Annotated in this window: 14 protein-coding genes and 1 tRNA gene; 5 read left to right on the forward strand and 10 right to left on the reverse strand. The window is 46.5% G+C overall.

Features of this window, described 5'->3' with window-relative positions; all coding sequences use genetic code 11:
* Positions 1–76 precede the first annotated feature (76 nt).
* The gene (locus KDD36_03590; protein MCB0395709.1) at positions 77–1,216 is read left to right on the forward strand and encodes an MFS transporter; all 1,140 of its coding nucleotides are present in this window, start codon (positions 77–79) and stop codon (positions 1,214–1,216) included.
* Between the two features lie 28 nt (positions 1,217–1,244).
* On the opposite strand, the gene KDD36_03595 is transcribed toward KDD36_03590, so the two are convergent.
* The 10 genes from KDD36_03595 to KDD36_03640 all read right to left on the reverse strand — a co-directional run bounded on the left by KDD36_03595 (position 1,245) and on the right by KDD36_03640 (position 12,339).
* Positions 1,245–1,757 carry a hypothetical protein gene (locus KDD36_03595; protein MCB0395710.1) on the reverse strand — a complete coding sequence of 171 codons (513 nt, stop codon included), beginning with the start codon at positions 1,755–1,757 and terminating at the stop codon, positions 1,245–1,247.
* Positions 1,758–1,764: 7 nt separating this feature from the next.
* A complete protein-coding gene (locus KDD36_03600; GenBank protein MCB0395711.1) occupies positions 1,765–2,709 on the reverse strand; it encodes a TIGR01212 family radical SAM protein in 945 nt (314 codons plus the stop codon).
* Between the two features lie 48 nt (positions 2,710–2,757).
* A complete protein-coding gene (locus KDD36_03605; protein MCB0395712.1) occupies positions 2,758–3,591 on the reverse strand; it encodes a S8 family serine peptidase in 834 nt (277 codons plus the stop codon).
* Between the two features lie 140 nt (positions 3,592–3,731).
* Positions 3,732–5,306: a PDZ domain-containing protein gene (locus KDD36_03610; GenBank protein MCB0395713.1), complete on the reverse strand. Its 1,575-nt coding sequence runs from the start codon at positions 5,304–5,306 to the stop codon at positions 3,732–3,734.
* 74 nt (positions 5,307–5,380) lie between these two features.
* Positions 5,381–6,127: a hypothetical protein gene (locus KDD36_03615; protein MCB0395714.1), complete on the reverse strand. Its 747-nt coding sequence runs from the start codon at positions 6,125–6,127 to the stop codon at positions 5,381–5,383.
* Positions 6,128–6,183: 56 nt separating this feature from the next.
* Positions 6,184–8,628 (reverse strand): TonB-dependent receptor, encoded by a 2,445-nt coding sequence (locus KDD36_03620; GenBank protein ID MCB0395715.1) that lies wholly within the window; start codon positions 8,626–8,628, stop codon positions 6,184–6,186.
* Between the two features lie 257 nt (positions 8,629–8,885).
* Positions 8,886–10,586, reverse strand: coding sequence for a T9SS type A sorting domain-containing protein (locus tag KDD36_03625; protein ID MCB0395716.1), 1,701 nt, complete (start codon positions 10,584–10,586; stop codon positions 8,886–8,888).
* Between the two features lie 33 nt (positions 10,587–10,619).
* Positions 10,620–11,549, reverse strand: coding sequence for a hypothetical protein (locus KDD36_03630; GenBank protein ID MCB0395717.1), 930 nt, complete (start codon positions 11,547–11,549; stop codon positions 10,620–10,622).
* A gap of 300 nt (positions 11,550–11,849) precedes the next feature.
* A tRNA-Pro gene (locus KDD36_03635) sits at positions 11,850–11,922 on the reverse strand.
* 84 nt (positions 11,923–12,006) lie between these two features.
* Entirely contained in the window at positions 12,007–12,339 is a 333-nt protein-coding gene (locus tag KDD36_03640; protein ID MCB0395718.1) for a helix-turn-helix transcriptional regulator, read from the reverse strand.
* A gap of 98 nt (positions 12,340–12,437) precedes the next feature.
* Between KDD36_03640 and KDD36_03645 the strand changes: the two genes are divergently transcribed.
* From KDD36_03645 to KDD36_03660, 4 genes are all read left to right on the forward strand, one after another.
* On the forward strand, positions 12,438–13,304 hold the full coding sequence (locus tag KDD36_03645) for a sigma-70 family RNA polymerase sigma factor (GenBank protein MCB0395719.1): 867 nt from the start codon (positions 12,438–12,440) through the stop codon (positions 13,302–13,304).
* Positions 13,305–13,337: 33 nt separating this feature from the next.
* Positions 13,338–13,802: a low molecular weight phosphotyrosine protein phosphatase gene (locus KDD36_03650; GenBank protein ID MCB0395720.1), complete on the forward strand. Its 465-nt coding sequence runs from the start codon at positions 13,338–13,340 to the stop codon at positions 13,800–13,802.
* Between the two features lie 133 nt (positions 13,803–13,935).
* Complete coding sequence (locus tag KDD36_03655) at positions 13,936–14,502, forward strand: SAM-dependent methyltransferase (protein ID MCB0395721.1); 567 nt, start codon at positions 13,936–13,938, stop codon at positions 14,500–14,502.
* A 54-nt stretch (positions 14,503–14,556) separates the two neighbouring features.
* On the forward strand, positions 14,557–16,594 hold a 2,038-nt coding region (locus tag KDD36_03660; GenBank protein MCB0395722.1), incomplete at its 3' end, for a transglycosylase domain-containing protein.

Raw genomic sequence — 16,594 nt, forward strand, 5'->3', positions numbered from 1 at the left:
AGCCGTATTCTCCAGGTATGAAGTTTTTGTTATAGCTATCCTGGCTTTTCTTCAATTCACCGTTGTGTTGGATTTTATGGTCCTGGCGCCTTTGGGTTATATTCTTCTTGAAGAAATGAATATTACCGCAACCCAGTTTGCCTGGGTTGTGTCTGCATATGCTTTGAGTGCAGGGGTGTCCGGATTCTTATCTGCCGGTTTTGCGGATAAATTTGACAGGAAGAAGATGCTCCTTTTCTTTTATGTGGGATTTATTGTGGGTACACTCTTCTGCGGGATTGCAACATCCTACATTTACCTGTTGCTGGCCAGGATTGTAACCGGCATTTTTGGAGGTGTACTGGCTTCTATTTCTTTCGCGATCATTACGGATTTATTTGAATTGCGGGTGCGTGGCAGGGTCATGGGTTTCGTTCAGATGGCCTTTGCTGCAAGCCAGGTGTTTGGTTTACCCATTGGTCTGGAATTGGCACGAAGGTTTAATTGGCATATGCCGTTTCTGATGATTGCCGGGTTAGCCGTACCGGTGTGGGTTCTGGTGTTTGTTCGGATGAAACCCGTGGATGCACATTTGAAACTCAGGGACAGGAAAACCGGATTGGCGAATATTCTATCCATCATCAAGGTCCGTGCACATCTCAGGGCATTCCTCACCACCACATTGCTTGCAGTGGGAGGATATATGTTGATGCCATTCAGCACCCCTTTCCTTGTAAAAAATGTTCATATTGAGGATAAGGATTTGTTTTGGCTATACACTGTAACGGGTATCGCATCCATGATTGCGGGTCCATTGATTGGCCGGTTGAGTGACCGTGCAGGTAAGTTCAAGGTGTTTGTGGTGGGTTCTGTGCTTACCATGATATTGGTCGGCATTTATACCAACCTACCCGTAACACCATTGCGCTGGGTGATGTTGGTGAATGCTATTCTGTTCATGGGCATCACGGCAAGGATTATTTCAGCTTCAGCTTTGTTAACCGCAGTTCCTGAACCGGCCAGTCGCGGAGGCTTCATGGCGGTGAATTCTTCGGTACAACAAATATCCGGTGGTATTGCTTCGATCATATCCGGAATGATCGTTTATCAGGCGGATGCAGGCCGGATAATGAATTACAATGTTGTAGGGCTGGTTGTGATTGGCACAATGATCATTTGTGTGTTTCTTATGTGGAATATCAACCGGTACGTTTTTTCAAAAAAGGAGAATGCCTAAGCGGTTGAATGATCCTGGTGAGTCAGTCTTACATTTTCTTGTACAATCCATCGAAGACCGTGGTCCAGGTAACTCCACCATCTTCGGTCTTTTGCCAGTGCTGGCGCACGCTGCCATCGGAATTGGGTGTCCAGGTGATGCGGTTGTAGTTTTCTTCATTGCCGGTTGCTTCCTTGTCGTCCAGCGTCATACTTCCGTCTTTCCATTCACCTGACAGGAGCAGATTTCCACCCTGGTTGTCCACCCAGGTTTGGCGCCACCTTTTCGTTTCCGTATCATAAAAATTGTAGCTGGTTCCGGTGAAAGTACCTTTGGCGCTGACCCAATGTTCAACCCTGACACAGCTGTCCTGGACTACCTCTATGCGGTTTGTTCCCACCAGTTGTCCCTGTGGATTGTATACATTCCACTCTCCTACCCAGAAATCGAACTGTGAATGCGCTTCCGTGCAGCAAACGCATGGTGGCGTTGATTGTGCCGCGGAATTAGTCACGATCGTAATAAGAAAAAAGAACATCAGGAATTGTTGCGGTTTGTTCATCGGGCGACTATGAAGTTTGAAGAATGTTTTGATGCAGGCGCCCTTGGCACGTGTCGCGTTCCTCCAGCTTCTTTTCAATGATGGATACCATTTCGTAGTTCCGGACACCTCCCCACTGCGGCGCAATGAGCAGGTCCGGTGGTGCCTGAGCGATAAAACGCTCTACGATGATGTCGGGTCTCAGTCTTTCCAGAAAGGAAACGACCATGTCTGCATAGGACTCAGGCGTGAAGTGAATAATGAAGTCAGGATTGTCCGCAAATTGCTTGGCCATAATGGTTCGCCTGATGATCTGCAGATGATGTAGCTTGACGCTTTGGATGGGGAGTTCATTCAGTCTGTCGGCATGAGCGATAAGATCTTCAATACTTTCTCCAGGCAACCCCAGGATCATATGCGCACCCAGATGTATACCCCGGTTTGCGGCGCGTGCATATGCCTGGCGTGTTTCATCAAAAGTGTGACAGCGGTTGATGATTTCCAACGTTCGGTCCAGCGTGCTTTCTACACCAAATTCAAGGGAGGTGAAACGATGCCTGGCACTTTCCTCAAGAAAATCCAGAACGCGATCTGATACACAGTCAGGACGTGTGCCTACGACCAGGCCCACGATATCAGGGTGGTCGATGGCCTGCTGGTAGTAATTGATCACCGTTTCATCATCGGAATATGAATTGGTATACGCCTGGAAATAGGCCAGGTATTTCATCTTGCTGTACTTCCTTGCAAAAAATGCAATGCCCTCGTGCAGCTGTGTGCTTATCGATTTGTCAGGTCCGCAATAAGATGGATTGAAGGAATCATTGTTGCAATAGGTGCAACCGCCATAGCCCTTGGTTCCATCCCGGTTTGGGCATGTAAATCCGGTATCGAGGGAGACCTTTTGGACTTTGAATGGAAATGTCTTTGCCCAAAAAGCGGAAGGTTGCTGATATCGGATGGTGCGAGCCATGCCGCAAGTTCCGATTATTATTTCAAAGCTGCAATGAAACCGGCGGGATCAGGCACTCACAGCGAAGGAGTCAAGCCGGTCGTGTTTGAAGCAGCTATAAGTAAAACGGTTCAGCGTATACTTTTCACTCTGGCTCTTCAGGTATTGACGGAAGCCTTTGTAATTGCCTTCCGGATACGCGGATTTGTACATGACTGCAAGACCTGCAATCATAGCACTTCCAATTCCAGGACCGGAACGAACCCCTACCCTGCCCTTTTTCTCCGGGAGACAGCCTTTCATTTCTATGGACGGAACACAAATGTCGATGGCGGGACTCAATACTGAATCAGAAGTGATCACATTCTGATCATCAACGGTGCCTACCGCAATCACCTCCGGGTAAAGGGCAGGGAAGCAACCATCCGGATGCCATTCGTCTGTTCTTCCCAGAGATGATACGATGATGACGCCCTTTTGGGCAATTTTTTGGGTAAGAAGCCGGATGTCTTCATCTTCCAGCCGGGAGCCGAAAGGCAGACAAATTACGTCAGAGCGTTCTGCTGCCCAGGACAGAGCTGTTGTCAGTAGTTCGGGGAGAGGCTCAAATGTTGAAAGTTGGGTAATCTTGCCGATATGCACTTTGATTTCCGGAGAAACACCCTTGCATTGCAGGATTCCGCTGCCGGCAATAACACCAGCACAAAAAGTACCATGCCCGTCCAGGTCCTCTGCAGGTTCGCCGGGATCATAGAAATTTTTGATGTCACCAACGGACGCTTCAATGTCGGGGTGGTGGGCATCAATACCTGTATCCAGTAGGGTCACCGATATGGAAGGTGCGGTTGCTTTTTTGGTCCAACGGCTAAGGCCATGGATGTCTATCCATTGTTCAAGTTGCATGATCTGTCGTTTGTGGAAAAGATCCGCAGACTTGCGGTCCTCGCCTCCGTTTTATGAACGCTAAATTACAAAATTCATCAAGGCGGGAAAATAAAAAAGGCAGACCCGGGAGTCTGCCTTTTTTGATGCGGATCTGAGGCTTACTGCTTCACGATCTTTTTGGTAAATGCTTTGCCGTTCTGCTCAATTGACAGGAAATAAAATCCGTTGGGTTCACCACTGATGTCGATGACCTGTGAATAATCTCCTTTGAAGTTATTCAGGGTTTCATCATAAACCCTCCGTCCGTTGGCGTCAAAAACACGAACGGTGGTTGTGCCGGATTTGGCCAATGCGAACCGGAGCTCAAATCTTCCGTTTGCCGGATTTGGGTTCAGGGCAACGGATTCCAGTTTAAGTTCACTTTTCTCACCAAGATCGAGGACACCTTCAAGTTTATCTTCATCTGCCTTTGAAACATCTTCAATTCGGATGGTAATGCGGGTGCCCTGATTTTGATGATGTTCTTTCATTTCATCGGAATCGAAATTCCAACGCATGTTGCCCATTCGTTTTTTAAGGCTTTCCCTTTTTGCCAGGCTCCCCTGGGCACTCTTCTGTTTTCCGTCCCGGTTATAGGTGATGTTTACTTTATCGCCTGCTTTCATGGGCTTGAATAACTCAAGCAGGTCTCCTATATCCTGTATGGTTGTGCCATTTACTTTTGTGATGACATCGCCGGTTTTAAGTCCCATGTTGTCTGCAGGTGACCCTTCCGATACGTGTTGGATTCGCAAGCCTTTCTGACCATCTTCAGGAAACGGGCTTCCGGAAACACCAAGGAAAGGTAGATCTTCATCAAGATGGTATTCCAGGGTTGTTCCCAGTCCTTGCATGTTCTTTTCGAGCATATGACCGAACTCTTCCCAGTCTTTGCCATTGAAGAACGCCTCCATCTGGTGGCCGAAGCTATCCCAGTCCATGGTATTGATCTTTTCTTCCATGTTTTTTTCAAAGGCATCCCAGTCGACAGATTCGAGGTGTTTCCCCATGGCTTCCAGGTGTGGAAAGGAAAAGTTGAATGAATTCTCAGCTTTACCAAGTTGTACGGTCTTCTCAAGTAATTCACCATTTCGTTTCAGCTGTAATTGAACTGAGGTTTCCGGTTTTTTACTTCCGATCATTTCCATGACTTCCGCCGGTGTGTTTACGGGGCCCTTATCAATGGATAACAGAATATCGCCATCTTTCAGGCCTGCTTTATCGGCCGGTGATCCTTCTATAATATGACTTAGCTCAACTCCTTCCTTGCCGCTCTCTCCCTGTAACATGGCGCCCAGATAGGCTCTGGAGGCGGCCAGACTGTCATGGCAACCGATCCAGCGCCCCATTCCTTTGGGGAAGCAAAACTGGAAATCATGGTCTTCGCTCCAGTCGTCTTCGTCCTGGGACCTGATACGTATGTCCATGAAACCTTTGCCATCCTTCATCTTCAGGTCATCAAATATGCCCATTTCTTTGAGGACATCTTCAGCATGCTCCCCTTCTTTCAGGGTGACCTCCTTCACAGTCTCGTGGGTTTTACCGTTTTCTGTAGTGGTGATGGTGATTTTTACTTTTCTGTCACCTCCGTCGTCGGTGGTGATGGATTGTGCTATCGTATACCATCCGGCTACCGATAAAGTCAGAACCACGATGGGCAGCACTACATATTTAATGATTGAATTACGTTGCATAACACTCCTGATTTATTACGAGATAAAATTAGCAAGCGAAAGCGACAGAAAAGTCCAAAAAGTGTTAACAGATGTTAAGGTGCAGACTCCCATTGGTAGGTGATCATAGCGCCGAATTGAAGAAGGAAGGCGTGCACATTCATTTCACGTCGTTCCTGAACAATCGGCTCCGAAGAATATATGTTTGAATGGAATAATGGTGTGAGTGGTGAGGAGAACTCAAAAAGGGGCATCAATTGAACCTGTTCAGAAAGTTGGAACCGAAAACCGGTTGAGAATACAATGTTGATCTGTTGTGAGAATTCATCGGTGGCAACAGAGGAATTGCTGCCAAACGCCCTTTTGATCTCACCGTTTGCAGGATTGGTGATTACCAGATCTGCCTTGTAGGCATAACCGAACGAGGCATCGAGTCCTATCCCGAAATGATAGTATGATCGTTCTACCTGAATTCTGAGTGCTAATCCGGTAAATGTAAGGAGACCATATTCCTGATTTTCCAAAAAGGATGTGGGGCTTATGGTGTCCAGTGTGAAGGCATTGAATCGTGTGTGCCATCTTTGAAAAGAACAACGCAGGATAACTTCCGGACTGAGATATCGCGCCATGCCCAGACCCCATTTCAGGCCGTGTCCTTCTCCGTGACTGGATATGTAATGATGGAGCCCGGCGGGAGATGACAAGGAGGTTTTAACATAGGTGATGGGAAGCTCAGCTCTCCAGGTGCGCGGGAATGTTTCCGCTCCATTTTGCGCATGGGCAGAAAAACAGGTTAGGAATAAAAATGAAACGAGTACAAAAAAAAACTTTCCTCTGAACATGGCGTGCATAGATTCAGAGGAAAGATAATATTTTGATGTTATATGTTAATGTTCGCTTAGTTCATGTCAGGTGCAGAGAAATCATCACTGGCATCCTTGACTCTTGATTTTCTTCTTCCCTTTGCATTCGTCTTTCCGAAATTGTAAGAGAAGGAAAGCCAGGCTTGTCTGGATTCCCAGCGACGATCTACCGAGAAATCATAGTTGGTGAGGTTTTTTGATTCAAAGGCGAACAGTCCTGTTTTGAAAATATCGCTCACCCTGAAGGACAAGGTGCCTTTTTTCTTTAAGATGGATTTGCGAACCGAAAGATCCACCGTGTATCTGGGAAGAAGAATGCCTTGTATAACAACCATACGGCTGCGGTAGTTTCCGTTGACCTGTGCCATCCAGCCTTTTGGCAGGGTCATGTTGGAAGACAATTGTGCACTCCATCCCCTGTTGGTCGTTTCCAGGTTGTCAGTCAAAGCCGGGTCTTCCAACTGGTTCTGCCATCTGTTTAAGGTCAGGGTATTTCTCATCCATTTTTTGGGAGAGTAGGTCAGGATAAGTTCACCGCCATATAGCTGACCATGGGCCAGGTTGTCAAAGCTCACAACGGAGACTCCTTCATCGGATAAGCTTAACACCCGTCGTTTCATGTCGTTGATGAAGCGGTAGTAGGCTGTGGCATTTATGTTGAATTTGTCCCAGAATCTGAGGTAATTGAGTTCGGTCACATGAATAAACTCAGGCTTTAGAAATGGATTTCCAAGCATGGTGGTGTAGGGATCGGACGAACTCGGGAATGGATTGACCTCATGTACCTCAGGCCTGTTGATGCGGCGGCTGTAGCTCAGTGTGAGTTCGTTCATTTCCTTGATCTTGTATGATACATGAGCTGACGGGAACAATGAGGTGTAGTCAAGACTGAAAACATCATCGGTGGTGATGAGATGTGCATCAAGAATGGTCTTTTCTGCGCGAAGTCCCACCTGGTATCCCAACTTCTTTCTTTGAATACCAATAATTCCGTATGCTGCGTAAACCTGCTGCAGGTAGGTAAACTGGTTGTTTAAGCCTGAATCAGCTGTATATTCTGTTGAATTTCCCACGTGGGTCTCGGAGTAGAATGTCTGGTCCACATTTGTTCCTGTGTAGTGTATACCGGTTTCCAGTTTTACAGAATCAGTGAGTGGGTAAACAAAATCATTCCGGATGTAAAGCAGGCTGTTGTTTTTGTAATTGTTCACCCGTTGGTAGAGGTCTTCCAGCGAGCTGTTGACGTCTTCCGGAGTAAATATCTCACGGTTGTACTCTTTGGTTGGGTTGTCACTTTGGCTGAAGTCAATGTCCAGGTCAAACGTTTCTCCTTCTTTCTTAAACTTCTTTTGCCACCCGGTATTGATCTTGTAGTTGTTGCCCATGGTGCTGTTGTCTGCCAACCGGTTTGATGAGAAAGACGGTTGTCCACCTTCATAAAATTGGTTGTTGAAGTCACGATTTCCACTTTGGTCACTGAGTTGTGTATTGGCGGAAATGTAAAGGGTGTTGAAGTCGTTGGCGAAGAAATCTATGCCGCCCTGAACCCAGTGGTTGTTCCAGGCATGGCCGCCCTGATCGTAACTTTCTTGTCTGTAAAGGGTATCTTCCAGAACAAAACTCCTCAGGATATTTCCGCCATACCAGGCCTTGCCCCGCGAGTAGTTGTAGTTTAAGGAGTAGTTGAATTTATCTTTTCGATAGTTGATGCCGAATCCACTACCCACCTTGTATTTTTTACCATATCCTGCATTCAGGCTTACATTTCCATTCATCCCTGATGAACCTTTCTTTTTCAGAATAACATTCAGAATGCCGGACATGCCTTCAGGGTCATACTTGGCGGATGGATTGGTAACAATTTCCACCCGTTCGATGGCATTGGCCGGAAGTTGTTTTAGAAATTGGGAAGCAGGAATGGTGATGGGCCTTCCGTCAACAAGAATTCTTACATTGTTGTCTCCTCGTAAGGAGATGTTTTCATCGGCATCCACATCTACTGATGGAACTTCCTTCATGAGGTCCAGACCGGTACCGCCCTGGCTGGCCATGCTTTGTTCGGCATTGAATACTTTTTTGTCGATTTTGTTTTCAACCAGGGACCTTTGCGCGGATACTTCCACTTCCTGCAGATCCGTGCTGCTGGTTTTTAGTGAGATAACAGGGACGCTCACCTGCCAGGCTCCGGGGCCTGGCTTGATCGATGGTATGTCCTGTTGGTCGTAACCTATAAAGCCAACCCTCAGAAAATAGGATCCTTCGGTTACCTTAGATAAACTATATTCTCCTTTGCTATCGGTTACCGTTCCGGTAACCAATGTTGAATCGGATTTCTGGTGAAGGGACACCGTAGCAAATTCAATCGGTTGATGACTTTGTGCGTCCTCTACTTTTCCTGTGATTGTTCCTTTTCCCGCTTCTTCATAATTGGAGGCCAGCGACATCAGGGGAGAAAAAAATACAGCGAAAATGGCTTTCATGGATGATGGTTTTTATATATCGGCAAAGTTAGATCAGGGTGGTGTGAAATTTTGTTAACCGCTGTTAATGTTTCGTTTTGGTGAATGGGTTGTCTAGGAGACGACAAACAAAATGGATCGTTGCACTGGGATTTGTTAATTAACCGCTTCTTGCTTTATAATAAAAACGCCGGAGTCTCTTCGTGTGAAGATTCTCCGGCGTTTTTGATGTGCCCGGTTATGGCAAATCCCTCCGGATTCACCAGGTATTATTTGTTTCAGTGCAGTACCACCAGTTTTTGGGTGGAGATATACTGATTGTCAAAATCGATCTGTAAAGAATACACGCCCTTGCTCAATTGGCTCAGGTCGATTGAACCTTTTGCGTTATCAATAGAAAACGTTTTGATCAACTGGCCTGTTCCTGTTGAATATACTTTCAGGGTGACGTGTTTGGCGCTTTGATTCTTGTTCTCAAAGTAAAGGACATTGTTTGCAGGATTCGGATAGATCAGGAATTCCCCTTCTCTTACCAGGTTTGTGACGCCAACAGTGTTGCATGTATCTACATCTACTTTGGTCCTTGGGCCGGTACAACCCGGTTCCTGAACTTCCCAATCGTAAAAGAAATAGTAATAACCCTGATCGGTATAGTTGTTTCCGGTCAGAGAGATCAGACCACCTATGTCATATGGGTAGCTTGCACCTGCAGTGTTCCGGTACAGGTCAACCAAAGTGCCGGTTATCTTCATATAGTATCCGGTTCCGGCTGCTACCGGAAAGTCTAATGTTACCCTTTGGGTGCCATTGGTCAGATTGACATCTTTTGTCTGCAGTACATTTCCTCCATCTCCATCCAGTAATTCAAAGGTGCGGGTTCCGGCTCCGTTGGCATCCACATATACCGATTTGATTACAACATCCTTGGTTGCGTCAAAGAAAATACCACGGATGTCATTGTCCGGGAAATAGCCACCGGTACCAACGGCAGCTGGGTTTAATGGTCCGCCGGAGACAACAGCGCCTGCCGATGATTCTTCCACATAATAAGTGGTAGGGCCGGTAATGGTTGGCGAGTATGTGTTTCCGGTATGCAAAAGACTTCCTCCTGTTGCAGCGTCGTACCAGTTAAAGGTTCCCGAGCCACCTGATGCTGTCAGGACGAGGCTTCCTGAGCCACAATCGTCGGCAACCGTTGGTGGGGCCAGAACAGTTACTGTAATGGTCTCAGTTGAAGTATCCGATCCGTTCTGATTGGTCACGGTGAGCTTAACGGTATACTGTCCTGACTGTGTATAGGTATGAATTGCGGTAGCGTTTGTGGAAGTGCCACCATCACCAAATTCCCATAACACATTATCCACCGTATTCTTTACATTCGCTTCAAACGTAACGGTGTTGCAATCCGGTGTGGAGGTTACGGAAAGAATTTCCGGCGGATTGTTGTTGTTTCCAGGAGGGAAAGATCCGGACATTTCATAGTAACCCAGCGAACCATAATCGGAATATCCATTTGTGCTGGGGCTCCCTGCTCCTACGCCATCAATTTCGATGTAATAGGTTCCAGCCTGGACGGAGGTCGATATGCTGGCATTGAGACCACTTGGGTCTGATTTGGTCACTTCCGTGCCGTTCTCATCCAATAGTCTGGCCTGAATGTCAAGGTTGGGAGCACTGTAGTGCACGCCGGTCATTCCACTTTGGAAACTGATGTTGACATTACCACCTGCTGTGGTGAACTCAAAATAGTCTTTATCGGTGGGTTGTTCGATGATGCCGTTGTATTTTGTGGGGTCTATGGTTCCGGTGGCCTCGTCGATAAGTGTTGCACTTGAAGTTGCATTGCCATGGTCATCCGTACGGTATCCGACATCATTCTGACTGTTGGTGACGATGCCCAGGTCATTTTCAAAATTGTTGGCGCCGCTGTATTCACCTTTACTGAAATGAACGATGGCATTGTAGTAACCGTTGCCCATAATAACAGAGTAGCTGCCGTGACCTTCCCAATATTAGCCATCACCGCCGCCGCCATCATGACGCAGGTTAAATGAGTGTCCACATTCGTGTGAACCTACTTCGGCGCCAGACTTTTGTCCGGTAAGGAATGCAAGTGCAGGTGTATTGTTATCACCATCATTGAAGGCATTGTAAAAACATGTGCCGCCACCTCCTGAACCGGCAGGTTGTGTAGATGTCCACACGCACATGATTCGTCTGTAGCGGTTAGCTGCGTCATATACTGCCCTGTCTGTGGTGACATTAATATTGAATGGTCTGTAGTCTTCAGCGATAAGCGTCCAGATTTCTTTGATCTGGGCATCAGATATGCCAAGAGATTGAGCATTCCAGGCCTGCCCGTTGGCGAACTGTCCTCCTGAGCCAATGGATTCACCATCAAAGTCAAGATAGATCACGCCTCTTGCGCCGGGGTTACTGCTATACTTTGGTTGTACGGCAGATACCGGTGAGCCTTTATATTTTATGGCTGCAGCTGCTAATTCCTCAGGAGTCGGCTCGACATAAGGTGCGTCAATGCACATGAAGTCGCGGATGTTAGCCTTCTTTATAAAGACCTCACCTATTTCACTGCTGTATATTTTATATGCTTCCCGTGCATCATAAAAAATGATATGCCCTTCCAGTTTTGCATTGGTACCCGCATAAAAAAATGTTCCTGATTTATTTCCTTCCAGAATCTCTCCTACAACGCGGTATTTGTTTGGTGCGTTGCTGTCGAAGTTAATCTTTAACGTATACGCCTTTTCACCTATCTGAATCGAACTTACAGTATTTTTCTTGCCAGCGGTGGAATAGGTGCTGGTGAATTCCCCTATGCTTCCCATCTTAATTTCTGTTTCCTGCTGTGCATAAGTTGAGTGAAACAGAATACTGAAAAGCAATAAAAGCCCTGCCTGTCTTAATTGTCGAACTGCTACCATCGTCTTTAATTGTTAGGGTGCGTCATTTAATGCCTTGAAATGCCTTATCGGATAGGCGTTTCAGGCAAAATAACATGATGAAAAAATAATACTAAGGATAATTAATGATGATGGCTCGATACTAATATGAGCAATCTATGGGAATGTAGACAAACAAGCTTAACATCTAATTGGGTGAAATATTAACCTTATTAAAATGTTAAATCACTTGTTGTTAGCTGTTTAGTCAGATATTTGAAGGGTTAATTTTATGACCCCAACTGTGCGACAACACGGAATTCGTCTCACCAACTCATATTGTCGGGGTGACTGGACTCGAACCAGCGACCCCCACGTCCCGAACGTGGTGCGCTACCAACTGCGCTACACCCCGAATACTTTGTGCTAACCGTATAGCTTGATACGGATTGGCTGCCAAAATTAATTAAAAATTGAAGTGAAATTAAGTATGCTTTGGTCAGGCATTGCCAATTTGACCTGCCTTAATGACCTGTCTCGGATCGTCTTCGGAGATCAGGTCCCTGATATGGCAGTCCAGTAAGGCAGCCAGTATGAACAGGTCCACCAAATGAGGCTGGCATTTATTGGCACACCATCCATTCAGGGTGTTGCAGGTTTTGCTCATGCGCCTGGCAACCCAGGCCTGACTTACGCCTTTTTGGTCAAGTACCTCTTTAATCCTGTTAATCTGAAACTGCTTCAAATGTGATCTGACGTGATCAAGATTTACGCTATCCATAGTGCTGTTGTTGATGCGGTACAACATGTTGGGCATGTCATGTGTTATCATTCCGATGCCCTTGTTTCAAAGATAACAATAAAACTTGTACAAATATGTTTTGTATATGGTATGGTTATTGCAATATAATTTGAGGAGAGTCAAAAATTATGAGACAGTTAAAAATCACCAAACAGATCACCGATCGAAGTAGTACGTCGGTTGATCGTTACTTGCAGGATATTAGCAAGTATAACCTGATCACTTCCGAGGAAGAAACCGATCTCGCCAAACGAATCAGGCAGGGCGATCATGTGGCACTGGAACATCTTGTTCAGGCCAACCTTCGCTTTGTGGTTTCCGTGGCGAAACAGTATCAGCATATGGGAATGACCCTGGCCGATCTGATCAATCAAGGCAACATCGGGTTGGTAAAAGCAGCCGAACGCTTTGATGAGACAAAAGGCTTCAAGTTTATTTCCTACGCAGTGTGGTGGATCAGACAATCCATTCTTCAGGCATTGGCCGAACAATCACGAATCATACGGTTGCCTTTAAACCAGATCGGCTCGTTAAACAGGATCAATAAAGAGTTTTCTAACCTGGAGCAGGAATTCGAGCGGGAACCTACCAGCTTCGAACTGGCTGAGCGTCTTGAGATCGAGGGAAGTAAGGTGGAGGAGACGCTAAGGGCAGCGCAGAATCATTCATCCATCGATGCCCCGATTAATGACGAGGAGAACAGCACATTGGCCAGTTTGCTGGAAAACAAAGATGCGCCTTACGCTGATGATCATCTGATGAGTGAATCGCTGAACAGTGAGATAGATCGGGCTTTGAGCACGCTTTCTCCTACAGAGAAAGAAGTGATCAAGTTATTCTTCGGAATCGGATTGAACCATGGCCTTACCCTTGAGGAGATAGGTAACCGGCTTGAATTGACGCGTGAACGAATTCGTCAGATCAAGGAACGGGCGCTGAAACGACTTAGGGAAAAAAGTCGGAGCCGCATACTGAGGAACTTTCTGGGAGAATAATCTTCACTTAAAGGTAATCCTTACTTTTGCACCATGTCGAGTACAAGGATTTTAATGGTGTGTCTCGGAAATATTTGCCGGTCGCCATTGGCAGAAGGTATTCTGAAACATAAAGTAGCTTCGGTGAATCTTGATGTTCTGGTGGATTCTGCCGGAACTTCCGGATGGCATGAAGGTGAACATCCTGACCAAAGAGCCGTTCAGGTGGCACGACTAAATGGGGTGGATATCTCTGGGCTACGTGCTAGGCCATTCTCCACATCTGATTTTGATCGTTTCGATCATATTTTTGTGATGGATGCTCAAAACTATCGGGACGTTCTGCTTCAGGCAACCGATGACTCCCAGAAAAGGAAGGTTGCCATGATCCTTAATAAATCATATCCCGGAGAAGATATGTCAGTTCCGGACCCTTATTATGGTGGGGACGATGGATTTAAACATGTCTTTAACCTCCTTGATGATGCCTGTGAAAAAATCATTGAATCACTCCGCTGACCCCTGTTTGTTTCTTATCCCCTCTTCTCTTTCTGAACAGCCACGATATGATTGGATGGCACCCGGGATTATTGAGGCTATATCCTTTTGTCATCTATACTTTGTTGAACACATTAAGACGGCCCGGCGATTGTTGGCAAAGTCAGGATATGCATCTAAAATAGATCAGTCGGTTTTTATTGAGATGCACAGAGGCGTCGATACCTCCCAGGCAATTGAGGCATTGCAATCGTTATCCGCCGGGCAATGTGCCGGAATCATTTCCGATGCCGGACTGCCTTGCGTAGCTGATCCGGGATCCGTTGTTGTTGAGTTGGCGCAACAAATGGGAATCCGGGTGGTGCCTCTTCCCGGCCCTTCTTCTATCATGATGGCTTTGATGGCCTCCGGAATGAATGGTCAACAGTTTGCCTTCCACGGCTATTTGTCCAGAGAAACACATGACAGACGTAAGTCGTTACAGAAGTTACAGATGGAGGTCGCTAAAACTGGGATTACCCAAATCTTCATGGAAACCCCTTACCGGAATGAGGCTATGTTGAAAGACATATTGTCCGTTTGTCAGTCTGAGATCAGATTGTGTATTGCGATGGATATTTCCGGACCTTATGAGTATATCCGTTCCCAATCTATTGCGGAATGGAAAAAGCATCTCCCCAAATTTTATAAGAACCCGGCCATATTTGTAATGGGCAGGTAGTCTGATTTCAGCACGTAAACAGGGAATGCACTATCTTCGCTAACCGTGAAACAGTTGAATGTAAAAGCTCTGAAGAAGGTTGTAATGCGTGTTGTTCACGTTCGTTCGTGGCCCCGTAGGGTAAAATGGCTGGCTATCGCAACGGCAGGTTTTATTGTGCTTGGTGCCTTAGTCTTCATGCTCTTTATCGCCGCCTTACTGAATGGTCGGTTTGGTCCGTTGCCTGATGCGGAAGAGTTAGCTGATATCCGGAATTATGTGGGATCGGAAGTTTACTCCAGGGACAGTGTGTTACTGGGAACCTACTTTGTTGAAAACCGCACAAACGTAAAACGGTCGGAGATTCCCGATGTCGTGATCAATGCCCTCGTCTCAACAGAAGATGCACGATTCTTCGAGCACCACGGAGTTGATAAAAGAAGTATGCTCCGGGTGCTGTTCAAGTCTTTATTAGGTGGGGATCAACGCTCCGGCGGAGGGAGTACGATAAGTCAGCAACTGGCTAAAAATCTCTATCCCCGGAAGTCCTTTGGCAAATTGTCCATGCCTGTGAACAAAGCTCGTGAGGCTATCATAGCCATGCGCCTGGAGGATACCTACTCAAAGGATGAGATACTTGTCCTCTATCTGAACACGGTCCCTTTTGGTGAAGATGTTTATGGTATAGAAGCCGCTGCCCGGCGATTCTTTAACAAGAAGCCCATGGAATTGCAGGTTGAAGAAGCGGCGGTTCTGATTGGGTTGTTGAAGGCACCCACACAGTACAACCCGAGAGTGAATCCAAAAAACAGTTTGTTCAGACGCAATGTTGTTTTAGGTCAAATGAACAAATACGGATATCTGGATCGCGAGAGCGCAGACTCCATCACATCCCTTCCCCTTACCTTGAATTATGGCTTTGCCAGTCATAGCGACGGTCCTGCCCCTTACTTTCGCGAGTACCTGCGCCTTTGGATGCTGGAATGGTGTAAGGAACACAAAAAACCGAATGGTGAAAACTACAACCTCTATACGGACGGTCTGAAGATATATACCACCATTCATTCAGATATTCAGCGGTACGCAGAAAAGGCAGTTGCAAAACATATGCGTTCACTCCAAAATACGTTTTACAAGCACTGGGGTAAGACCCCACCCTGGCGTGGTAAGCCACACGTTATGGAGATGGCGATGAAGCGATCACAACGTTATCAGAGATTGAAAAAGCAGGATAAATCAAAAACTGAGATCAAGGCATCATTTAATGATACCGTTCACAGCGACTTCTTCTCCTGGGATGGGGATACGCTACTTGCCATGACGGCATGGGACTCATTGGCTTACTACCAGAAAATTCTTCAGGCCGGTTTTATCGCCTCTGATGTAAATAATGGGGAGCTACTTGCATGGGTAGGTGGTATAAGGCATCGGTATTTTAAATATGATCACGTTACGGCCAAGAGACAGGCAGGCTCAACCTTTAAGCCCCTGGTGTATGCCGCTGCCCTGGAAAAAGGATTCGCGCCCTGTGACTATGTTTCCAACAGACAAAAAACGTATAAGGAGTACGAAGACTGGCAACCGGAGAATGCGGAAGAAGAGTATGGCGGCAAATATTCATTGTACGGTGGACTGGCTCATTCTGTCAATACGGTTTCCGTGCAACTCCTCATGGAGACGGGTATTCCGGCGGTGATCAGTCTGGCCAGAAAAATGGGCGTTTCATCCGAATTGAAAGAGGTTCCATCGCTTGCGCTTGGCATTTCAGATGTTTCTTTGTTGGAGATGGTACAAGCCTATTCGGTTTTTGCAAACGGTGGACTCTATCGACCATCGTCTTTCCTGCTCGCGGTGACCAAAGAAGACGGTACTTTGATACAGGACTTTACCAAAGAAAGAAAGAAAGCAAAGAGGGTCGTTTCCACGGCAACCGCTAATACGATGAACTTTATGCTGCAAAAAGTGGTGGAAGAAGGAACGGCACACCGGCTTCGCACCACCTATGGACTTCGTGGAGATATGGCCGGGAAAACGGGGACCACACAATCCCATGCAGATGGATGGTATATTGGTCTTATGCCAGGTATTGCAGCCGGGGCATGGGTAGGCGCTG

It is taken from the genome of Flavobacteriales bacterium (assembly GCA_020435415.1).
In the GTDB taxonomy this organism is placed as follows: domain Bacteria; phylum Bacteroidota; class Bacteroidia; order JACJYZ01; family JACJYZ01; genus JACJYZ01.

Bases quoted from the DNA above. Each gene is read 5' to 3' on its own strand.
- KDD36_03590 (MCB0395709.1), top strand. From the start codon at position 77: ATGGTCCTGGCGCCTTTGGGTTATATTCTTCTTGAAGAAATGAATATT.
- KDD36_03595 (MCB0395710.1), bottom strand. From the start codon at position 1,757: ATGAACAAACCGCAACAATTCCTGATGTTCTTTTTTCTTATTACGATC.
- KDD36_03600 (MCB0395711.1), bottom strand. From the start codon at position 2,709: ATGGCTCGCACCATCCGATATCAGCAACCTTCCGCTTTTTGGGCAAAG.
- KDD36_03605 (MCB0395712.1), bottom strand. From the start codon at position 3,591: ATGCAACTTGAACAATGGATAGACATCCATGGCCTTAGCCGTTGGACC.
- KDD36_03610 (MCB0395713.1), bottom strand. From the start codon at position 5,306: ATGCAACGTAATTCAATCATTAAATATGTAGTGCTGCCCATCGTGGTT.
- KDD36_03615 (MCB0395714.1), bottom strand. From the start codon at position 6,127: ATGTTCAGAGGAAAGTTTTTTTTTGTACTCGTTTCATTTTTATTCCTA.
- KDD36_03620 (MCB0395715.1), bottom strand. From the start codon at position 8,628: ATGAAAGCCATTTTCGCTGTATTTTTTTCTCCCCTGATGTCGCTGGCC.
- KDD36_03625 (MCB0395716.1), bottom strand. From the start codon at position 10,586: ATGGGCAACGGTTACTACAATGCCATCGTTCATTTCAGTAAAGGTGAA.
- KDD36_03630 (MCB0395717.1), bottom strand. From the start codon at position 11,549: ATGGTAGCAGTTCGACAATTAAGACAGGCAGGGCTTTTATTGCTTTTC.
- KDD36_03640 (MCB0395718.1), bottom strand. From the start codon at position 12,339: ATGATAACACATGACATGCCCAACATGTTGTACCGCATCAACAACAGC.
- KDD36_03645 (MCB0395719.1), top strand. From the start codon at position 12,438: ATGAGACAGTTAAAAATCACCAAACAGATCACCGATCGAAGTAGTACG.
- KDD36_03650 (MCB0395720.1), top strand. From the start codon at position 13,338: ATGTCGAGTACAAGGATTTTAATGGTGTGTCTCGGAAATATTTGCCGG.